The organism is Avibacterium gallinarum (assembly GCF_002921135.1).
Classification (GTDB): domain Bacteria; phylum Pseudomonadota; class Gammaproteobacteria; order Enterobacterales; family Pasteurellaceae; genus Avibacterium; species Avibacterium gallinarum.
The window spans coordinates 1-19,146 of record NZ_PQVJ01000015.1; the positions used below are offsets into that span (position 1 = coordinate 1).

At 42.6% G+C, this 19,146-nt stretch carries 18 protein-coding genes and 1 tRNA gene; 11 read left to right on the forward strand and 8 right to left on the reverse strand.

Features of this window, described 5'->3' with window-relative positions; all coding sequences use genetic code 11:
* Positions 1-95 precede the first annotated feature (95 nt).
* Positions 96-172 (forward strand) — tRNA-Ile (locus tag C3007_RS06010).
* A gap of 170 nt (positions 173-342) precedes the next feature.
* On the opposite strand, the gene C3007_RS06015 is transcribed toward C3007_RS06010, so the two are convergent.
* On the reverse strand, positions 343-1,131 hold the full coding sequence (locus tag C3007_RS06015) for an outer membrane protein assembly factor BamD (protein ID WP_103853589.1): 789 nt from the start codon (positions 1,129-1,131) through the stop codon (positions 343-345).
* A 96-nt stretch (positions 1,132-1,227) separates the two neighbouring features.
* Between C3007_RS06015 and rluD the strand changes: the two genes are divergently transcribed.
* Together rluD and pgeF are read left to right on the forward strand one after the other, a co-directional pair.
* Positions 1,228-2,202 carry a 23S rRNA pseudouridine(1911/1915/1917) synthase RluD gene (gene rluD, locus C3007_RS06020; RefSeq protein ID WP_103853590.1) on the forward strand — a complete coding sequence of 325 codons (975 nt, stop codon included), beginning with the start codon at positions 1,228-1,230 and terminating at the stop codon, positions 2,200-2,202.
* A 1-nt stretch (position 2,203) separates the two neighbouring features.
* Positions 2,204-2,938 (forward strand): peptidoglycan editing factor PgeF, encoded by a 735-nt coding sequence (pgeF, locus tag C3007_RS06025; protein WP_103853591.1) that lies wholly within the window; start codon positions 2,204-2,206, stop codon positions 2,936-2,938.
* A 31-nt stretch (positions 2,939-2,969) separates the two neighbouring features.
* On the opposite strand, the gene ygfZ is transcribed toward pgeF, so the two are convergent.
* Both ygfZ and C3007_RS06035 read right to left on the reverse strand, forming a co-directional pair.
* Positions 2,970-3,812 (reverse strand): CAF17-like 4Fe-4S cluster assembly/insertion protein YgfZ, encoded by an 843-nt coding sequence (ygfZ, locus tag C3007_RS06030; RefSeq protein WP_103853592.1) that lies wholly within the window; start codon positions 3,810-3,812, stop codon positions 2,970-2,972.
* A 14-nt stretch (positions 3,813-3,826) separates the two neighbouring features.
* Positions 3,827-4,690 (reverse strand): YicC/YloC family endoribonuclease, encoded by an 864-nt coding sequence (locus C3007_RS06035; protein WP_103853593.1) that lies wholly within the window; start codon positions 4,688-4,690, stop codon positions 3,827-3,829.
* 113 nt (positions 4,691-4,803) lie between these two features.
* Between C3007_RS06035 and rph the strand changes: the two genes are divergently transcribed.
* The 4 genes from rph (at position 4,804) to dusC (ending at position 8,172) form a co-directional block, all read left to right on the forward strand.
* Positions 4,804-5,523, forward strand: coding sequence for a ribonuclease PH (gene rph, locus C3007_RS06040; RefSeq protein WP_103853594.1), 720 nt, complete (start codon positions 4,804-4,806; stop codon positions 5,521-5,523).
* A 12-nt stretch (positions 5,524-5,535) separates the two neighbouring features.
* Positions 5,536-6,177: an orotate phosphoribosyltransferase gene (pyrE, locus tag C3007_RS06045; RefSeq protein WP_103853720.1), complete on the forward strand. Its 642-nt coding sequence runs from the start codon at positions 5,536-5,538 to the stop codon at positions 6,175-6,177.
* A 90-nt stretch (positions 6,178-6,267) separates the two neighbouring features.
* The gene (gene djlA / locus C3007_RS06050) at positions 6,268-7,131 is read left to right on the forward strand and encodes a co-chaperone DjlA (protein WP_103853595.1); all 864 of its coding nucleotides are present in this window, start codon (positions 6,268-6,270) and stop codon (positions 7,129-7,131) included.
* Positions 7,132-7,233: 102 nt separating this feature from the next.
* The gene (gene dusC, locus C3007_RS06055; RefSeq protein WP_103853596.1) at positions 7,234-8,172 is read left to right on the forward strand and encodes a tRNA dihydrouridine(16) synthase DusC; all 939 of its coding nucleotides are present in this window, start codon (positions 7,234-7,236) and stop codon (positions 8,170-8,172) included.
* 557 nt (positions 8,173-8,729) lie between these two features.
* Here dusC and C3007_RS06060 read toward each other — a convergent pair.
* The 3 genes from C3007_RS06060 to C3007_RS06070 all read right to left on the reverse strand — a co-directional run bounded on the left by C3007_RS06060 (position 8,730) and on the right by C3007_RS06070 (position 11,991).
* Entirely contained in the window at positions 8,730-9,719 is a 990-nt protein-coding gene (locus C3007_RS06060; RefSeq protein WP_103853597.1) for an amidohydrolase family protein, read from the reverse strand.
* A 300-nt stretch (positions 9,720-10,019) separates the two neighbouring features.
* Complete coding sequence (locus C3007_RS06065; RefSeq protein ID WP_103853598.1) at positions 10,020-11,765, reverse strand: DUF3413 domain-containing protein; 1,746 nt, start codon at positions 11,763-11,765, stop codon at positions 10,020-10,022.
* 4 nt (positions 11,766-11,769) lie between these two features.
* Positions 11,770-11,991 (reverse strand): YejL family protein, encoded by a 222-nt coding sequence (locus tag C3007_RS06070; RefSeq protein ID WP_103853599.1) that lies wholly within the window; start codon positions 11,989-11,991, stop codon positions 11,770-11,772.
* 118 nt (positions 11,992-12,109) lie between these two features.
* On the opposite strand from C3007_RS06070, the gene yejK reads away from it, so the two are divergent.
* The 4 genes from yejK (at position 12,110) to cpxA (ending at position 15,750) form a co-directional block, all read left to right on the forward strand.
* Positions 12,110-13,120, forward strand: a complete 1,011-nt coding sequence (gene yejK / locus C3007_RS06075; RefSeq protein ID WP_103853600.1) for a nucleoid-associated protein YejK — start codon at positions 12,110-12,112, stop codon at positions 13,118-13,120.
* A gap of 70 nt (positions 13,121-13,190) precedes the next feature.
* Complete coding sequence (bamE, locus tag C3007_RS06080) at positions 13,191-13,604, forward strand: outer membrane protein assembly factor BamE (protein ID WP_103853601.1); 414 nt, start codon at positions 13,191-13,193, stop codon at positions 13,602-13,604.
* Positions 13,605-13,651: 47 nt separating this feature from the next.
* A complete protein-coding gene (gene cpxR, locus C3007_RS06085) occupies positions 13,652-14,353 on the forward strand; it encodes an envelope stress response regulator transcription factor CpxR (RefSeq protein WP_103853602.1) in 702 nt (233 codons plus the stop codon).
* Positions 14,354-14,358: 5 nt separating this feature from the next.
* On the forward strand, positions 14,359-15,750 hold the full coding sequence (cpxA, locus tag C3007_RS06090; RefSeq protein ID WP_370445394.1) for an envelope stress sensor histidine kinase CpxA: 1,392 nt from the start codon (positions 14,359-14,361) through the stop codon (positions 15,748-15,750).
* A gap of 212 nt (positions 15,751-15,962) precedes the next feature.
* Here cpxA and C3007_RS06095 read toward each other — a convergent pair whose 3' ends face one another.
* Both C3007_RS06095 and C3007_RS06100 read right to left on the reverse strand, forming a co-directional pair.
* The gene (locus tag C3007_RS06095; RefSeq protein ID WP_103853604.1) at positions 15,963-16,592 is read right to left on the reverse strand and encodes a response regulator; all 630 of its coding nucleotides are present in this window, start codon (positions 16,590-16,592) and stop codon (positions 15,963-15,965) included.
* Between the two features lie 11 nt (positions 16,593-16,603).
* Positions 16,604-19,096 (reverse strand): class I adenylate cyclase, encoded by a 2,493-nt coding sequence (locus C3007_RS06100; RefSeq protein ID WP_103853605.1) that lies wholly within the window; start codon positions 19,094-19,096, stop codon positions 16,604-16,606.
* Between the last annotated feature and the right edge of the window lie 50 nt (positions 19,097-19,146).

Below are 19,146 nucleotides of genomic sequence, written 5' to 3' on the forward strand. Positions count from 1 at the left end.
TTTGTTATCAGGCTTTTTTGTTCAAATTTAAGCCGCATAATTGGCGAATGATAGACTTCGCTGGGATATTTCACTATAATCAGCACTCTCTTACCGCCCCCATAGCTCAGTCGGTTAGAGCAGTCGACTCATAATCGATTGGTCACAGGTTCAAGTCCTGTTGGGGGCACCATCATTTATCTTTCCTTCTAAATTTCCAATAAATTACTCATTAGCTAGCTGCACAAAGAAAATTAAAGTGCGGTCAAATTTTGATGAATTTTTCTTAAAAAACAACCGCACTTAAAAATTAGGCAATAAAAAACCTCTATTATTGCATAGAGGCTTTTTGATCATTATTTGCTAAGATTTTGGTTTATTTAATTCAAAGTCTTTCGGTTTTTCAATATCGCTGAATTTTTTATCTTTATTCGCCTGAATCAAGGTTTCCGTTTGTTTTGCCAATTCAGGAAGATTCATTTTTTCATAAGCTTCTTTCATTAATGGCAAGGCTTCAAGAGTGGCTTGGGTGTCAGGATATTGCTGTAACATTCCTACTACTCGGTTGGCAACGGCAACATAAGCATTACGTTTCATATAGAATTTAGCAATGGCAAGTTCGTGGCGAGCCAAGGCGGCTTTAATATAAGCCATTCTTGCTAAGGCATCTTGCGCATAAGTGCTATTGGGGAAATTATCTACAAGGGTTTGGAAATTTGCGAACGCCGCTTTCATTGCTGTGTTTTCACGGGTTGCGCGATCAACGCCAAAGAAATCTTGGAAGAAGTTTTCACCTGAGGCAAAATTGGTTAGCCCTGCCATATAGATCACATAATCTACATTTGGACTATTCGGATATTGCTGTAAAAAACGCTCTGCGGCCACTAAGGTTTTGGTGTAATCTTGCGATTTATAATAAGCATAAATTAAATCTAACTGCGTTTGCTCACTGTAATTTGCGGCAGGAAAACGGTTTTTTACCGCTTCTAAATAGCGCACCGCTTGGGAATAATCACCGTCTTGTAAATAGGTTTGCCCTTTGGCATAAAGTTCTTGTTCAGAGCCTTGCTCTACCTCTTTTGATGAATTAGAACAAGCACTCACGGCAAGTGCGGCTAATGCAACGAATGTAAAAGATTTTAATTTACGCATTGATGATTCCTTTTTTACGAGCAATGATAAATAAGTTACAATGATCCGTATTTTATAGCACATTGCTAAATAAGCAAATTATTCACGGATTTATTTATGGCATATCTTACTTTATCGGCAGAAGTTCTGCCAAGCCAAATGGGACAACGTTTAGACCAAAGCTTAGCGGAAATGTTCCCAGACTATTCTCGTTCACGTTTAAAAACTTGGATCGAAAGCGATCTGGTGAAAGTAAACGGTGAAGTGGTGAATGTGCCACGCAGTAAAGTTTATGGCGGCGAACAGATTACCATCAATGTTGAAGTAGAAGATGAAACCCGTTTTGAGCCAGAAAATATTCCGCTCAATATTGTCTATGAAGATGATGATATTTTAGTCATCAATAAGCCAAAAGATATGGTGGTTCACCCCGGGGCAGGCAACCCGAATGGAACGGTACTCAATGCCTTGCTTTATCATTATCCACCGATTGCAGAAGTACCAAGAGCGGGCATTGTTCACCGTTTAGACAAAGACACCACCGGCTTAATGGTGGTGGCAAAAACCATTCCTGCACAAACCAAATTAGTGCGCGATCTGCAAAAACGCAAAATCACCCGTGAATATGAAGCCATTGCTTACGGCATTATGACCCAAGGCGGCACCGTGGACGAACCAATGGCACGCCACCCAACCAAGCGTACTCATATGGCGGTTCACCCAATGGGCAAGCCCGCGGTAACGCATTATCGTATTATGGAACGTTTCCGTAATTACACGCGCCTGCGCCTACGCCTTGAAACTGGGCGAACTCACCAAATTCGCGTGCATATGGCGCATATCGCCCACCCATTATTAGGTGATCAAACTTACGGCGGACGCCCACGTCCACCGAAAAATGCCAGCGAGGAATTACTTACCACCTTGCGTGATTTCAAACGCCAAGCGTTGCACGCCATAATGTTACGCTTGGAACACCCAATCACAGGGGAATTAATGGAATGGTACGCGCCATTACCAGAGGATTTTGTTGGCTTAGTGAATGCCTTAAAAGTCGATTACCTTGCTCATAAAGATGAATTGGATTACTAAAATGGACGCACTCAAACCAAACTGGACAGCCCCTGCCAATATCCACGCTTTCACCACCTTACGTCAAGGCGGCGTTAGCCAAGCGCCTTATGATAGCTTTAATCTGGGCGATCACGTTGGCGATGACAAAAATTCGGTAAAAACCAACCGCACTTTGTTGGTGGAACAATTTCATTTGCCGCAGTTTCCGCTTTTCTTAAATCAAACGCATAGCACAAGGGTGATCCGCTTGCCTTATGAGGGCAACAATGTAGATGCCGATGCGGTTTACACCAACCAACCGAACCAAGTTTGCCTTGTAATGACCGCAGATTGTCTGCCTGTCTTGTTTACCAATCAACAAGGCACGGAAGTCGCTGCCGCACACGCAGGTTGGCGTGGTTTATGTGATGGCGTGTTAGAACAAACGGTGCAACAATTTCAAGCTGAACCACAAGAGATTATTGCGTGGCTCGGGCCGGCTATCGGGCCAAAATCTTTCCAAGTGGGGGAAGATGTTCGCCAACAATTTATCGCGCAAGATCCCAATGCTGCACAAGCCTTTGTGCCAGATCCTAGCGAGCAAGGCAAATACCTTGCGGATCTTTATCACATCGCCCGCTTACGCCTTAACAAATTAGGCATTTCACAAATTAGCGGTGGCGAGCATTGCACCTATTTAGAACGGGAAAACTTCTTTTCTTTTAGACGAGAGAAACAAACGGGAAGAATGGCATCGTTGATTTGGTTTGAATAGCAAAATTGGGCATTACGCCCAATTTTCATTTTTATGATAAGTTGTAAGGCAATTCAATGAGGTTTAATGCTGTTTCTGTGCCAGACAGACGAAATGCCGTATCTGCGTCAAACTGATTATTCATCACCACTTGCAGCCATAAAATGCCGTCAAAATGCACCGCACTTAGGATAAAACCTGTTTTGCGCCAGCCATTTTCCAGCTGTATTTCAATTTCTGAACCCAGCGAAACAGGCGTGTTGGTTTGCGCGTTAAACAGGAACATCGCGCGTTTGTTTATGCCACGATATTTCGCTCGCGCCACGGTTTCTTGCCCGATATAACAGCCTTTTTGGAACGAAATGGCTTGTTCGATACATTGTAAATTCAAGGCTTGCGGGATAAATTCGTTTTGGCTCTCGGGCGATAAAATCGGGTAGCCCGCTTGCATTATGGTTTTCTCCCATTGTGCAATTTCACCAGTAAAATTAATCTGTTGTGCGGTTTTATTTAATAACATCGCGCACGCAGATTGCCCTATTTCAAGGCAAAAATCTGCCGAAATTGCACCGCACTTTTGTTTATCCAATAGTCCGATTACTTGCCAATCTTGCTCTGCAAAGGCAACTTTGGAAAAGACCGCATATTTTTTCAGATTATCCAACGCTGAGGGCAATAAGGCGTGGCGGATAATCAAGTAAAACTGCTCGGCATTTTCACGCAACAGACGAAATACGCTGCTCATTTTTCCTTTTGGATCGCAATGGGCTGTGAGGGTGGATTGCCCGTCTGCCAGCCCATTCACATCACAGGTGAGCTGACCTTGCAGAAATTTTTCTGCGTCCATGCCTTGTACAGAAATAACACGATATTGTGAGAGATTGATGATTGCCATAAAGATTCCAAAAATTATTCCAAATTCTGAATTTGTTCACGCATTTGTTCGATAAGCACTTTTAATTCCACCGCAGAATTGGTGATTTCCGCGCTAATGGATTTTGACGCCAGCGTGTTACTTTCGCGGTTGAGTTCTTGCATCATAAAATCGAGTTTACGCCCTACCGCGCCGCCTTTTTGCAAAATGCGTTGGGTTTCTTTAACGTGCAGCTGTAAACGATCTAATTCTTCCGCCACATCAATACGCTGCGCTAATAGCACCATTTCTTGCTCGAGTCGTTGCGGATCGGCTTGTAATTGCAATTCGTCAAAACGTTGTTGCAGACGTTCACGCTGCCACTGCAAAATCTCTGGCATTTTTGACCGCACTTTATCACTTTCAGTGGCGATGGCCGTTAAACGCTGCTGGATCAAGTCGTTTAATTTTTCCCCTTCACGCCCACGCATTGCGATAAATTCATCAAGCGCCGCTTCAAAGCCAGCTAACAATTCTTGGCTAATGCGATCTAAATCCTGCTCTGGGGTTTCCACCACGCCGGGATAGCGCAGAACATCGGTAAGATTGATTTCCCCTTCGCCAGCTTGTTGTTTGATCCATTGTAAGGATTGGATCACCTGCTGCGCCAAGGCTTGGTTTAAATTCAGGCTGGCTGTGGCTTGCTGTTTGCCTTCAAAACGCAGATTACATTCCACCTTACCGCGAGTTAAACGCTGGCGTAATTTTTCTCGCAAGGTGTTTTCTAAACCGCGAAATGGCTCTGGCAAGCGGAAGACGGTTTCCAAATAACGTTGATTAACGGAACGAATCTCCCAAACCGCATTGCCCCAATCTTGCTTGATTTCATAACGGGCAAAGGCCGTCATACTATAAATCATAATAAATCCTTAATTTACGCTAAAAATTGCCGCCTATTCTACCGTTAAATTTCTCATCTGTCAGTTTGCGTGTTAGAATGAGCGCCATTTTATGAATGAGTAAGGAATTTCCAATGCGTCCGAATGATCGCCCATTAAATCAACCCCGCCCAATTAAAATCACCCGCCATTTCACTAAATATGCCGAAGGTTCGGTGTTAGTGGAATTTGGCGAAACCAAAGTGCTTTGCACCGCCAGTGTTGATGAAAGTGTGCCACGTTTCTTAAAAGGGCAAAACCAAGGTTGGGTTACGGCAGAATATGGTATGTTGCCACGCTCCACTCACAGCCGTATGCAACGTGAAGCGGCCAAAGGAAAACAAGGCGGACGCACGATGGAAATTCAGCGTTTAATCGCCCGCTCTTTGCGTGCAATGGTGGATCTCACCGCCCTTGGTGAGCGTTCTATCACCTTGGATTGTGATGTGATCCAAGCCGATGGCGGCACGCGTACGGCTTCTATTACTGGGGCTTGCGTGGCATTAGTGGACGCGATCAACGGCTTAATGCAAAAAGGTGCGCTAAAAAACAATCCAATCAAAGGCTTAGTAGCAGCCATTTCGGTGGGCATTGTAGAGGGCGAAGCGGTATGCGATTTGGAATATGTGGAAGATAGCAACGCCGAAACCGATATGAACGTGGTGATGACCGATGATGGCCGAATGATCGAAGTGCAAGGCACAGCAGAAGGCGAGCCATTCTCCCACGAAGAGTTATTAACCCTGTTAGATCTTGCAAAACAAGGCTGTGAAGTGATCTTCAACGCGCAGCGTGAAGCCTTAGAGCAAGCATAATTGGGGGCGCAAATGCAAGGCTACAAAATCGACTTTATCAAATTCGCGCTCAGCCGTAATGTGCTGAAATTTGGCGAATTTACCTTGAAATCTGGGCGCATTAGCCCTTATTTCTTTAATGCAGGTTTGTTTAATACAGGCGCGGATTTAGCACGTTTAGGCGAATTTTATGCCGCCGCCATTCAAGCAAGCGGCTTAGATTATGACGTGATTTTTGGCCCTGCTTACAAAGGCATTCCCATTGGCACCACGGTGTCGGTGGCGCTGTTTAAGCAATATGGCATTGATAAACCAGTGTGTTTTAACCGTAAAGAAGCCAAAGATCACGGCGAAGGCGGCAATTTAATTGGCAGCCCATTGCAAGGCAAGGTGCTATTGGTGGACGATGTGATCACCGCTGGCACGGCAATTCGCGAAGCAATGGATTTAATCGCACAAAATCAAGCGAAATTAAGTGCAGTAGTGATTGCGTTAAATCGTAAAGAACGTGGCAAAGGCACGCTTTCTGCCATTCAAGAAGTGGAACGCGATTATCAATGCAACGTGCTTTCGATTATTGATTTTGACGATTTAATGCAATTTATTGAGCAAGAGGCGGATTATCAACAATATTTGCCTGCGATGCGTGCTTATCGTGAGCAATATGGCATCTAAAATACAGCGTATAAAAATCGCGAAAAACGCACCGCACTTTATTTTATGTATAACTCAAGATTTTATGCATAACTCAAGTTGGAGAACAGAATGAGTTTTATTGGAAAGTTATTAGGTTTTTTCATTGGCTACCGTTTTGGCGGCTTTTTTGGTGGGCTGGTTGGTGCTTATTTAGGGCATTTAGCCGACAAAAAATTGTATGAACTAGGTAGCGTCAATTCGAGCTTTTTCAAACGCAAAGAAACCCGCCAATCCTTGTTTATGCAAACCACCTTTGCGGTGCTAGGGCATTTGTCTAAATCGAAAGGACGGGTTACGCAAGATGACATTGCCCTTGCTAATAACCTAATGAACCAAATGAATTTGGACGACAAAGGGCGTAAATTGGCACAAGAAGCCTTTAATCGTGGTAAAGATCCGAATTTTCCGCTACGCCAAGTGATCCGCGAATTTTGCCAAGCCTGCGGTCAGCGTAGTGATCTATTAAGAATGTTCTTGCGTGTTCAGCTGCAAGCCGCTTTTGCTGATGATCACCTGCACGAAAATGAAAAAGAAGTGCTACAAGTGGTGGCGGAAGAATTGGGCTTATCTAGTTTCCAATTCCAACAGATTCTAATGGCAGAAATTGCCGCTCGCCAATTCAGCCGCGGTGGTTTTTATTATGAATATAACGGCTCACAACAGGGCGATTATCAACAAGGCGGCTATCAGGGGGGTGGTTATCAAGCACACAGCGGCCCAACCTTGCAAGATGCTTACAACGTGCTTGGCGTGAGCGAAAATGACGACCGCGCCACAGTAAAACGTGCTTACCGCCGTTTAATGAACGAAAACCACCCCGATAAATTAGTCGCCAAAGGCTTACCAGAAGAAATGCTCGAAATGGCGAAAGAAAAAACCCAACAAATTCAAGCCGCTTATGATTTGATTTGTAAAGCGAAAGGGTGGAAGTAAACCTTTCTTCATTGCTGAATTTTTTACCGTTTTTCTCAAATAACAAAGTGCGGTGAAAAATTCAGCTTTTTTATTTTTATCAAAAGAGTAATAGTAAATAAAATGCGTGTTTTCCTCGCGCCAATGCAGGGCGTGCTTGATCCCCTTGTGCGGCAGCTTTTGACTGAAATTAACGATTATGATCTGTGCGTATCGGAGTTTGTGCGTGTGGTGGATCAGCGTTTGCCAGTCAAAACTTTTTACCGTTTATGTCCAGAACTGCAGCGCGGTGGGCGAACGCCCGCGGGAACACCCGTACGCGTACAACTTTTAGGGCAACACCCACAGTGGCTGGCGGAAAATGCGGTGTTGGCGGTGGAATTGGGATCGCACGGCATTGATTTTAACTGTGGTTGTCCGTCTAAAACGGTGAATGGTAGCCACGGTGGTGCGGCATTATTAAAGCAGCCCGAATTGATTTACCAAGCCACCAAAGCTTTACGCGAAGCCCTACCGAAAGGGCAAGTAGTAAGCGTGAAAGTGCGTTTGGGCTGGGATAGCGATAATCGCGCCTTTGAAATTGCGGATGCGGTGCAACAAGGTGGCGGTACGGAAATCACCATTCACGGACGCACCAAAACCGATGGCTATCGTGCAGAAAAGATCAACTGGCAGAAAATTGGTGAAATTCGTCAACGCTTAACCATTCCTGTCATCGCAAATGGTGAAATTTGGCATTGGCAAGACGCGCAAGACTGCCTTGCCATAACAGGCTGCCAAGATGTAATGATTGGACGTGGTGCATTAACCATTCCCAACTTAAGCCTTGTGGTGAAGTTTAATCAGGAAAAATTAGATTGGACGCAAGGGGTAATGCCTTTGCTGCACCGCTATGCGCATATTGAAAACCTGCAAGATACCGGCTTTTACCACATTGCCCGCACCAAACAATGGCTACAATATCTGAAAAAATCTTACCCACAAGCCACCGCACTTTTTGAGCATATTAAAACCTGCCAAACGGCAGAGGATTTACGTCAAAGATTAGCTCAAATGAGATAAGCCTTGTTATGGACTGGCTAGAAAAATCATCAAAAATCCCACCGCACTTTTGTTTATTATGGCTTTCAAATTCAGGGAGTTTGAGAAGGTGAAAAATCCTCCGTGTGTGGAGGATTTTATTTGCGGTAGTTAAACGTCCAAGCCCAGCACTTTTCGTCCGTTGATACTGGCGATGTTTACCATTGCATTTAAATCTGGGAAACGGCTGCTTGTAGCGAATGTAGGTTAGCTAGAAAAATCATCGAAAATCCCACCGCACTTTTGTTTATTATGGCCCCCTCAAATTCAGGGAGTTTGATAAGGTGAAAAATCCTCCGTGTGTGGAGGATTTTATTTGTGGCAGTTAAACGTCCAACCCCAACACTTTTCGTCCGTTGATACTGGCGATGTTTACCATTGCGTCTAAATCTGGGAAGCGGCAGCCTGCGGCGAATGTAGGTTAGCTAGAAAAATCATCAAAAATCCCACCGCACTTTTGTTTATTATGGCCCCCTCAAATTCAGGGAGTTTGATAAGGTGAAAAATCCTCCGTGTGTGGAGGATTTTATTTGCGGTAGTTAAACGTCCAAGCCCAGTACTTTTCGTCCGTTGATGCTGGCGATGTTTACCATTGCGTCTAAATCTGGGAAGCGGCAGCCTGCGGCGAGTAGGCTGAGTTCTTGCCACATATCCCCTTCACACAGTGGCACCATATAATCGCAGATGTTATCCGTGCCAATGGCAACGGTAATGTTTTCTGGGATCATTTCATCAACTGGGGTGAGCGCATTGTGGAACGGCATTAAATCTTCTTTACGGTTACTGTCAATCCACGCCATTGGGCAGGCGATCATCATCATTTGCGCTTGGCGCATTTTTTCGTACAGTTTGTAGCGATATTCACGAGAATGTGCGCCGATGGAAATACCGTGAATCGCCACCACGCGTCCTTCCATTCCGTGTTCAATGGTTTTGTCGCACAGCTGTTCCGTTTCTTTTTCTTTTGGTGTGTTGAATTGATCAACGTGAACGTGGCACATAATGCCGAGGGATTTTGCTTTATCGAGCAGAATATCCATTGCTTCCAAGCCACGTCCGTAATCCAGCTCATCACGATAAGGTAGCCCGCCGATCATATCCACCATTTCCGAGCCAATATCGAACCATTTTTTTGCGGTGGGCTCAATTACGCCTTTCAGGGTTTGATTGGCGAATTTAAGGGTGATGTCGTGTTTATACACATCGCGAGCTTTGTGGGCAGCGATGATGGCGCGATCTTCACAAATGGGATCAATATCCACAAAAGTACCAAAGGCGGTTACCCCTTGCGAGATCATCAATTCAATAGCTTGGCAAAAGCGCGCGTAATAGTCATCTACGGTGGAAGTGCGTTTGACTTCGTCCACTAAATCCCATTTTTGTTGCAAGTTGCTCGTATGATAAATGCCAATTTTTTCCGGCGTCATCGTGAACGCACGGTCAGCGTGAGCGTGTGAGTTTACCCAACCGCCTTTCTTGATAATTTCATCTCTGATATAGGTTTTAAAGCTACGAACGTGATTACGCATAATTTTCTCCGTAATAATGAAAGCGAGGCGGACAATAGGCTAGATATGAAAAAATCCCAATAAAGTGGGATCTTGTTATTAAGAGAAAATAGCTTTGCGCTCAAGCGGTGAGCGTCTTGATTGGTGTGTTGTGTAATGTTATGAAAAATTCGCAGATTTTTACTTAATAACATTCTATCTTGTCCAGATTGATTTGAATAATAAAACAGGCGAAATGCCTTTGCTGGGGCGATAGTATAAGCGGTTCAATAGTAAAAATATAATTGGTTTTAACTATTGGTTGCCTGATTTTTATTCGTTTTATTTTTCGAAAAAAGCACTATCTTGATTAAACACTTCTAAGAACAAGCCAAGCGGTGGCGTGCGTGAAGAGGCTTTTTCATAAGTGCGGTCATATTTTTGATAATTTCCGCGCCGATCAATATGATATTGCGTGCCGTTGGCGGTGATGATCACATTCCAGCGATAATTGCCTGCTTGCACCCAAGTGCGGCGTAAGGCAGGGTTAAATAAATCCACGCCTTGCGCATAATCAGAAGCGGGATTTTGCACGCCAAATAAATGTTTCATTAAGGCAGGCAAAATGTCTGTGTGGCTGGTGAGTTTTTCCACTTGACCTTGCGCTAGCCCTTGCCACGCAATAATCAGCGGAACCTGAATTTGTTCTGGGGCAAAATAGTTGCTTTGTTGTTTTTCACTTAATGGCTTGAAGTGATAGCCCTCTTCGGCGGTGATCAAAATTAACGTGTTTTGGCGATCCACTTGACTTAATACGCTATCTAGCAAACCGTCCAATTCATTCAGTTGAAGCGCATAGCCTGTTTCATTTAAGTCTTTTGGAATGGCTAAACTTAAATAGCTGAAATAAGGTTTTTCGCTATGGCGTTTGGCATACCAATTTTGCCATTGTTGCACGCTGGCTTGATTGCTGCGTACTTTGTGATCTAATTTTTGTTGATTAAACACATTCTGGCTTAATAAACTGGCGTGAAATCCATCGCTGGCGAATAATCCCAACTGATAAGCGGATTTCTCTTGTTTGAGTGCGTTAATGAGTACTGATGGCGTTTTGTTGCTTAATAGGCTATCCGTGTAGTTCGCCGTTAATCCGTAGAACAAGCCTGTTAAGGCGGTGTTGTTGTTATTGCCCGTGCTGTAATGATTGAGATACTGCGTGGCTTGCTCGGCAAAGGCGCTGAGTTTTGGCATTTTGTCTGCGCTGACAGCATCATAACGCAGTCCAGATACCGTGATCATCAGAATATTGCTTGGCTTAACTGGAGTAAAATGCAACGGCGATTTTGGATAATCAATCTTTAAGGCTTCAGGTCGCCCTTCTTGTTCTAGAGTTTGGCTATATTGATCCTTATCTAAGAAACCGTGCTTTTCCAAGAAAGAGCGCGCCGTCATTGGGTAAGACAGCGGAAAATTGGATTTCTGCATTGTGATCGGGCGATAGATAAAGGCATCTGCCCAAGCATAAATTAAATGAGTGGCAATAAAGGTACAAACAAAGAATACGCCTAGGCCCTTGAGCCATTTTTGCCGTTCAAGGCTGCGCAATTTTTCCCACGACCAACGAGAAAATAGCATTTGAATCAATAGAATAATCGGCATTGGCACAAAGAACAGTTGCCAGTTACGCGAAAGCTCACCATTATCAGGATTGACCAATAAATTCCACACAAGGGAAGAAAGGTGAAAATTAAAGCGCGCGAAAACTTCGGTATCGACTAATAATAAGGTTGCACCAATGGTGGTGAGAATCACACTCAGCCCACGGAAAGTGCGGTTGTTTTTTACGATAAAACTGAGCGGAAAAATAATCAGTAAATACAGGGCAAAAACAATAAAACTAAAATGCCCGAGTAGGCTGATGAAAAAATAGAGCTTGCCAAACAGTGTGTCTGGCCAATCGATCAAAAAGGCGTAACGTGCGCCAATGACAATCGCCCAAAGGATATTAAAAAAAGCAAACCAATGCCCCCAAGCGATTTTTCGCGAGGTGTTTTCACGATATTGTCTGCTTGTTTTAATTCCAAACATTTGATTATTGTTTCTCTTTCAAAGAGTTCATTAATGCATCAGAAAAGGCCTGAGCAAGAGCGATACGTTGCTGTTGGCCCATATTATTTTTGAGGACATTGGTAACCATATTGCCCAACACTACTAAAGATAAATCCACCGGCGTTTGATGTTTTTCAAACACTGCGATCAGTTCATTTAATAAGGTATCGACTTGTTTATCTTGAAATTTTGATTGTTTCGCCATAATGAATATTGTTGTTAAATTTGAAGGCCGAGAATAATTTTGCGTATGCTAGCATATTTTCGCCTAAAGTGCGGTTATAATATCGCACAAATTTGTTTTTATAAATATGGATTAAAAAATGAGTATTACGGTTAAGCAAATTGTGTTACACCAATTGGTCAAACACCAGCAAGAAGAGGCTATTCAGCTTGATGTGCAGCTGCGCAATGAGCTGTTGCCCATTAGCCCTGAAGTCGAACAAATGATGTTGCACCTACACCAAGGTTATCAAAATAAAGCCAAAGCCTATGGTGTGTTTGAGGAAGCGTCAGAATTTGCGCAAAATCTTAACCGTTTTCTCGAAAATGAATTAGATTTCCTGCCGTTTAGCCACCAATCGGCGCAAAAACTCGCCCAAGAGTTAGGCAAATATAGCTTTGCTGATAGCGGAACCTTCGTGCTGTGCCAATATAATTTTTTAGCCACTGATTATTTATTTATTGCCTTGCTTGATAGCCGAGCCAGTATGTTGGTGGACGAAAATTTAGAAATTCATCGTACGCAATATTTGGATCTCACCCAATTTGACATTGCCGCACGCATTAACCTGACCGATTTGCAAGTGGACGCCAATTCCAACCGCTATCTTACCTTTATTAAAGGAAAAGTGGGGCGTAAAATTGCCGACTTTTTTATGGATTTTCTACAAGCCGAAGAGGGCTTAAATCCGCAAGTACAAAACCAATGTTTATTGCAAGCGGTGAGCGATTATTGCGAACAAGGCGAATTAAACAATGAGCAATCGCAAGCGGTGAAAAAGCAAGTGTTTGAATATTGCAAAGGACAAATGAGCGCTGGGGAAGAAATTGAATTGCGGGAACTTTCCGATAGCTTGCCCACTCTAAACGAGCAGTCTTTTGCAGATTTTACCCAAACGCAAGATTATGGCTTGGAAGAGCATATTCCTCCGGTGCGTTCAGCGTTGAAAGGCTTAACCAAGTTTTCAGGCTCTGGCAAAGGGGTAACCATCAGTTTTGATGCGGAGCTAATTAATCAACGTGTGATTTGGGACGAAATGGGTGATACGCTCACGATTAAAGGTTTGCCACCAAATTTGCGTGATCAATTACAACGCTGGCTAAAAGGCTAGAATTAATTTGGCAATAGGGCGAAGTTTAGGTATTATCCCCTTCATTATTAAAGAATAAAAGGTAACCAATATGCAGTTAAAAACTCTTATTACAGCAGCAATGTTAGCGCTAAGTGTAACGGCTTGTTCAACCGTAAGCAAAGTGGTGTATCGTATTGATGTGCCGCAGGGTAACTATCTTGAAGCTGCCACGGTGGATCAAGTAAAAGTGGGAATGAATAAGCAACAAGTGCAATATTTATTGGGCACACCTGTTTTAATTGACCCATTTAGTAATGACACTTGGTATTATGTTTTCCTTATCCAAAAGGCTTACCAAACGCCAGAACAACACACCTTTATCGTAAACTTTGATAAGCAAGGGGTGGTTACTCATCTTGATTTAGATAAGCCATTGCCAACAGCCGGTGAAAAAGAAATCAACAATGTGGTGATTGAAGCTTCAGAAAGTCAAAACAAACGTTGGTGGCAGTTCTGGAAATAAAAAATTCGGCAAAATTACACCGCACTTAATTATAAGGACCAATCATAATGGCTAAATTATTATTAGTGGACGATGATATTGAACTTGTGGAACTTCTGGCTGAATTACTTCAGTTAGAGGGCTTTGAGGTAGATACCGCAAACAATGGTAAAGAAGCCTTAGACAAATTGGATAACAGCTATCACCTCGTGTTATTGGATATAATGATGCCTGTATTAAACGGCATTGAAACCCTAAAACAAATTAGGCAACATTTCACCACACCGGTAATGATGCTCACGGCACGGGGCGATGAAATTGATCGCGTTATCGGCTTAGAATTGGGTGCGGACGATTATTTACCGAAACCTTTCAATGATCGTGAATTGGTAGCAAGAATTAAAGCCATTTTACGCCGTACCGAACTAGCAAGTTCAGTGAATGAAAGCAAATCGGAAGAAAATCAGCAAATTGAGTTTTGTGGTTTAACCCTCTATCCGGGACGTCAGCAAGTGCTTTATGAAGATAAAAATCTCGAACTCACAGGTACTGAATTTGCCTTATTACAAATCCTTATTGCCAACCCGGGGCAAATTCTTTCTCGTGAGCACTTGAGTATGGAAATCCTTGGTAAACCGCTCACGCCTTTTGATCGTGCCATTGATATGCATATGTCAAATTTAAGGAAAAAACTTCCACCACGAAATGATGATTCCCCTTGGTTCAAAACATTACGAGGCAAAGGTTATCTGCTCGTTGCGTCTAAATAAACTCAATCAAAATGAAATTAACTTTTCTTAATACGCTCTCAATGCGAATTTTTGCCTTATTCTGGCTCGCCTTTGTTCTTCTCCTCGCATTGATTTTTTTACTACCTTATTTTGACGCACGTATTTACACCGAGCTAGGCAACGAAGAGGTTTCGGGGTATTACGGTGAAATATCCACCGCCATTCGTAATAAACAACTGGCACATATTATCTCGGGTGTGCCAGTTATCCCAGTGGATAAATTTGATGGCATTCACCCCGTTCTTGCCGATCAAAACGGCAATATTCTCGGCGCAAGAAAGGAAGAAATTGCCCCTATTCAGCAATTTATGTACCACACCAGCACCACATTAAAACCGCTGAAAAAAAACTTTTATGACATTCAAATTGCAGGGCCTTTTACCGTACATCTCAATTTAGAAAATGATGTGCCTTACACGCTCTATTTTGTCAGCCGTGTTAATCCACAAAAAGAAATTCTTTCCTACATTTTTGACCGCCCTTGTATTCTCATATTATTTATTATGTTGATTTCCACCCCCTTGCTGTGGTGGCTTTCACGCAGTATCGGACGACCATTACGGCATTTACAACAAGCCGCAAATGCCGTGGCGTTAGGAAATTTTAAAGTGGACAAATCCCTTGAAACCCAAGGGACTATTGAATTACGCCAAGTAGGACAAAGTTTCAACCGAATGACGATTGCCTTAGAAGATCTGCTTTCTAATCAACAAACTTTGCTTTCCTCTATTTCACACGAGTTAAGAACGCCGCTCACCCGCTTGCAACTGGCACTTGCATTATTACGCCGCCGCGTGAACAGCAGTGCAGAAATTGCACGCATCGAAAAAGAAGCGGTACGCCTTGATGAAATGATCAACGATCTGCTTTTGCTTTCGCGCCAGCAATTAAACAGCCACATTCTGCGAGAAATTTTCCCCATCACCGAAATTTGGCACGATATTATTAAAGATAGCCGCTTTGAGGCAGAACAGAAAAAATTATCTTTTAAAGTAAAACAGCTTATCCATAAACCAAGCCAATATTATCTCAATGGAAACAAAGGGCTAATTTGCAGTGCCATTGAAAATATTTTACGCAACGCGCTGAAATACACGCATTCTAAAATTGAAGCAACGATCTTCGTTGAAGATAATTCAATGGTCATTGCGATTGATGACAATGGGGCAGGCATTCCAACTAGTGAATATGAAAATATTTTCAAGCCTTTCTACCGTATTGACGAAGCCAGAACCCGCGAAACAGGCGGCACAGGGCTAGGGCTTGCGATTGTCGCCAATGTTATCCGTGAACATCAAGGAAAAGTTTGGGCAGCCTCAAGCCATCTTGGCGGGTTGCGTGTTGTGATCAAACTGCCACTGTGGATTTCTGAATAAAAATATTTTGAGTTTGTTGGGTCATCTATTTCAGAAATAAAAACACCAAAATTTCCAACCGCACTTCTATTTTGCACGATTTTCCATTTATTGTAATAAAGTTAGTGCGGTGCTTTTTTGTTAAGTTTTTGTAGAACGAGAAAGAAGTAGAGATAAAAGAAAAAGATAAGAAAAAAGAGCGGATTTTTCACCGCTCTTTTGTTTTGAAATGGTTAAGCACCTTTGTGTTGGAAATAAAGCACTGTGGCGGCAACACGAGAATGAACGTTTAGTTTACGCAGCAAATTGCGGATATGCACTTTTACCGTTTCTTCTGAAATGAAAAGCTGCGCTGCAATTTGTTTATTGGATAAGCCTGTGGCGATAAGGCGTAATACGTCCATTTCGCGATCCGTTAAGGTGTAAATTGGATCTTGTTCTGGGCGCTGTTCTAATAGCAGATCTTTAATGGAATCACTTAAAATCACTTCGCCTTGTGCAATGCGTTTGATTTGCCCAAGTAGTAGATCTGGCTCGGTATCTTTTAATAGATAACCATCTGCACCTGCGTCCACTAGGGTGAACACATCATTTTTCGCATCAGAAACGGTGAGAATAATAATGCGAGCGTCCACATTTTCTGCGCGCAATGCTTTAAGGGTGTCTAATCCTGATAACCCTTTCATATTCAAGTCAAGAATGATTAAATCTGGCGAAGTGCGTAACGCAAGATTAATGCCTTCCGTGCCGCTCCCTGCATCTCCAACGACTTCAAATGCTTCATCAAGTTCTAATAATTGTTTTATGCCACGACGCATCAATGGATGATCGTCAATGAGCAATATTTTCATTTTATCAAGCATAGTTTCCCCTATTATGATGACACCAAACGGCTATAAAATGGCACAATTTTGATCCCATTATCACTTGGTAATAATTGATAAAATTGTGGGTAGTTAAAATTTCGTTGCACAATTTTATACGGATTATTATCTCCCTCCAAGCCTGCCGACTGGTAAATATGATTTATCTCATAAATTTTCTGTTCTTTTTCGCCTTCACAGTTGCGATAAATCTCAATGCGGTTGGCTTCATCTAAAATATAGACGTTGAATGTGTGATCCAAGTTATTTTCAAAGAAAAATTGTAAAAAGCCTTCGCTAGCAAAGGCGTCAATTTCATAAGGATATTTTTTGCGTGCTTGGGGCTTTTCTTTATGTTCGATGAGCTCTTGCACTTCGACATTAAAATCATTGTTATCAATCAATGGCGGATTGTGGATTTCTTGTAGGCTAATGCCGCGTTCTTCAAAGAAAAATTGCCAGTTTTTCCCTGCTACACGCAATAAATTATTTTGTGGTGCATCACTCACGCCCACTTGAATACTGATACATTTTTGAATTAAGGCGGTAACAATGTTGCGCAAGTTTTTTTGATAATATTTGCTGTAACAAAACACATTGACGCTTTGTGGCGAAGTTGCACCACGATAAATTTTGTTAGAAAGCACTTTTAATGCGAGCAAAATGGCATTTGGCCCTTCAAAGTGCAGGGTACGAATTTCATTCCATAAATTGCGGTAGGTAAGATCGATGCTGCCGACTAAACTTTCTTCATCAGGGCCAAAGCTAAATAAATCACTGGCGACAATGCTGGCTTTGGCTTCAGATAAGTGTGCAGTGGGATCTTTGGTAAGGTTGATCGACACCACTAAATTTTTGATTTCGCAGTTGTGGTTTAATTCTTCGTTACTTGCCACAGGCACGATGGCGGGCAAGGACAAGCGAAGATCGGCGACAAAGTGGCGTAATTTATGCAGATCAACATTGGGGCTGAAAATATGTAATTCAGTTTTTGGCGTAAGTAGGCGGTTAAAATATGCCCACGCCACGAGTTTATTGAGGTTTTCGCTATATTCCACATAGCGCTGTTGCTGAAACCCGCGAATATCGGGTGTTTGATTGACTAAATACCAGCCATCTTTGAAATTACGGTTATTTTTCACCTCAATAAAAGTGATGTTTTTTTCCGATAAATCAGAAGAAATCATCGCATTGAGCAGGGTGATTTTGCCCGGTAATTCTTCAAAGGCGGTGTAAAGTTTACGAGTTAAAATGCTAATATCTTGCGGCATTATGCTGGAATTTACCTTATATTTGCGGGCAAATTGCACTAAATGGCGATAGCTGAACATCAAAAACTTAATTAAGTTATTATGGCTTTCTTTCACCCGTTTTATTTTCCAACAGGCACGCTGATTAAGTTCCTGCACCAAATCTTTCGACCACCCCCAAGTGCGGGCAAGATTTTGTAATTGCGATAAGCGCCAAGTGTTTTTCGGCACTTTGTTGCTGTATTCGTTCGCTTTAATGTAAAAACAGCGGCGCACAAATTCTAAACGGCGTAAATCGTTAAGACCGATCAAATAATTGGTTACCCGCTCAAGCATCGTGAGATAAGGATCAAAATGATGTTTTTTGTCCCCATTAAGCAAGCGAGCTTTAAATTCTTGTGCAATCAGGTAAGTGTCGGGATAGTCCGCTGAATAGGTTTCCAGCAACAAAATTTTTAAGACGGATTTATAAGGCGAATCAATCCCCTTGTAGAGTTGCCATAAACTTGCACCAAAATATTCATTAGCAGAAAATGCTCCTAAGCCGCCGAAATCCACCCAATCATCAGGATCGATCACCTTTTCTTCGATTAAACGAGCCACTTCATTTTCGTAATCTTTTTCGTTTTCTACCGCCAAATGCAGCCACAATAGGGGTTTACCCGCAAGGCGAATGGCGGAACGATAAAATTCATCAAGCAGCAGCATATATTGTGCTGAGCCGCAATTTTCCGCCGTCAAAGGATCGGCATAACGAAAGCAGCGGAAGCGGTTTTGATCCATTAGATATAAATTAATTTCCACCCCTAGAGTTAATGCCCATTGCTGTAACGCCTCCATTTTTTGGCTTAATAAATGGCGATCTTCAGGGCTAATTTGTGGGTGGTGGCAAACCCAAATATCTAAATCTGAAACGGACGTTTGGCTAATTGAGGCAATACTACCCATAACATAAACGCCAAGCACAGGAAAGAAAGTGCGGTGGGAAAATGGCGAATTTTCAATTTCTTGTTCGCTTAAATCAAAACGTGCGGAAAGATATTCGCGTTGATAATCCGATAACACAAAATCAACAATCCCAGCGGGGGCATTTTCGATATACCCCGGCAGTTGATGATGATTGAGGTGCAATAATAAGCTAATGGTCTGAAATACTTGGTTAAATTGTGTTGAACTACCTGAAATTGCACGCTCAAAACGTAAGTTATCCAGATATTCCACTTGCTTTTTCGCACTATTAATATCGTAATTCAATTTATATCCTAGGAAAGAGGGATTGATAAATGAACAATTTCCTCGAATTT

Excerpts from the sequence above, each read along its gene's own strand:
- C3007_RS06015 (WP_103853589.1), bottom strand. The coding sequence starts at position 1,131 with ATGCGTAAATTAAAATCTTTTACATTCGTTGCATTAGCCGCACTTGCC.
- rluD (WP_103853590.1), top strand. The coding sequence starts at position 1,228 with ATGGCATATCTTACTTTATCGGCAGAAGTTCTGCCAAGCCAAATGGGA.
- pgeF (WP_103853591.1), top strand. The coding sequence starts at position 2,204 with ATGGACGCACTCAAACCAAACTGGACAGCCCCTGCCAATATCCACGCT.
- ygfZ (WP_103853592.1), bottom strand. The coding sequence starts at position 3,812 with ATGGCAATCATCAATCTCTCACAATATCGTGTTATTTCTGTACAAGGC.
- C3007_RS06035 (WP_103853593.1), bottom strand. The coding sequence starts at position 4,690 with ATGATTTATAGTATGACGGCCTTTGCCCGTTATGAAATCAAGCAAGAT.
- rph (WP_103853594.1), top strand. The coding sequence starts at position 4,804 with ATGCGTCCGAATGATCGCCCATTAAATCAACCCCGCCCAATTAAAATC.
- pyrE (WP_103853720.1), top strand. The coding sequence starts at position 5,536 with ATGCAAGGCTACAAAATCGACTTTATCAAATTCGCGCTCAGCCGTAAT.
- djlA (WP_103853595.1), top strand. The coding sequence starts at position 6,268 with ATGAGTTTTATTGGAAAGTTATTAGGTTTTTTCATTGGCTACCGTTTT.
- dusC (WP_103853596.1), top strand. The coding sequence starts at position 7,234 with ATGCGTGTTTTCCTCGCGCCAATGCAGGGCGTGCTTGATCCCCTTGTG.
- C3007_RS06060 (WP_103853597.1), bottom strand. The coding sequence starts at position 9,719 with ATGCGTAATCACGTTCGTAGCTTTAAAACCTATATCAGAGATGAAATT.
- C3007_RS06065 (WP_103853598.1), bottom strand. The coding sequence starts at position 11,765 with ATGTTTGGAATTAAAACAAGCAGACAATATCGTGAAAACACCTCGCGA.
- C3007_RS06070 (WP_103853599.1), bottom strand. The coding sequence starts at position 11,991 with ATGGCGAAACAATCAAAATTTCAAGATAAACAAGTCGATACCTTATTA.
- yejK (WP_103853600.1), top strand. The coding sequence starts at position 12,110 with ATGAGTATTACGGTTAAGCAAATTGTGTTACACCAATTGGTCAAACAC.
- bamE (WP_103853601.1), top strand. The coding sequence starts at position 13,191 with ATGCAGTTAAAAACTCTTATTACAGCAGCAATGTTAGCGCTAAGTGTA.
- cpxR (WP_103853602.1), top strand. The coding sequence starts at position 13,652 with ATGGCTAAATTATTATTAGTGGACGATGATATTGAACTTGTGGAACTT.
- C3007_RS06095 (WP_103853604.1), bottom strand. The coding sequence starts at position 16,592 with ATGCTTGATAAAATGAAAATATTGCTCATTGACGATCATCCATTGATG.